This is a genomic window from Mesorhizobium sp. M2A.F.Ca.ET.037.01.1.1, from assembly GCF_003998075.1.
Lineage (GTDB): Bacteria > Pseudomonadota > Alphaproteobacteria > Rhizobiales > Rhizobiaceae > Mesorhizobium.
Map to the genome: position 1 here is coordinate 1 of NZ_RZSA01001823.1, position 432 is coordinate 432.

At 60.9% G+C, this 432-nt stretch carries 1 pseudogene; it reads right to left on the reverse strand.

The annotated features are described in order from the left end of the window. Positions 1 to 379, reverse strand: a pseudogene (locus EOA27_RS40000) (carbohydrate ABC transporter permease); the annotation flags it as partial. Positions 380 to 432: the final 53 nt, after the last annotated feature.

Genomic DNA, 432 nt, shown 5'->3' on the forward strand with positions numbered 1-432 from the left:
ACACCGCGCAGAAGGTCGAGCCGAAGGCGATGATCAGCGAGTTGACGAAGCGCGGCAGGAAGTTCGACGGCCCGGCGATCACCATGTTGCGCTTGCGCACGGTCTCGTCGCAGAAACCGGTCGCCGGTCCGAGCGAGTTGATGTATTCCGGCGTCTGCCGTGTGCGGGTGGTGAACAGGTTGCAATAGCCTTCGATGCTCGGCTGGAAGACGATCTTAGGCGGATAGGCGATCGAGTCCGGCGGCGTCTTGAAGCTGGTGGCGAAGATCCACAACAGCGGCACGATCGAGATCAGCGCATAGGCTATGATGATCGTGCCGGCGATCAGCTTCGCGTTCGACGAGGGTGCTACGACGGAATGGGCGGTGGTCAGGCTCATCTCTGCTTCACCTTGTTGAGCGCCTTGACGTAGATGTTGGCCAGCCCGAACAC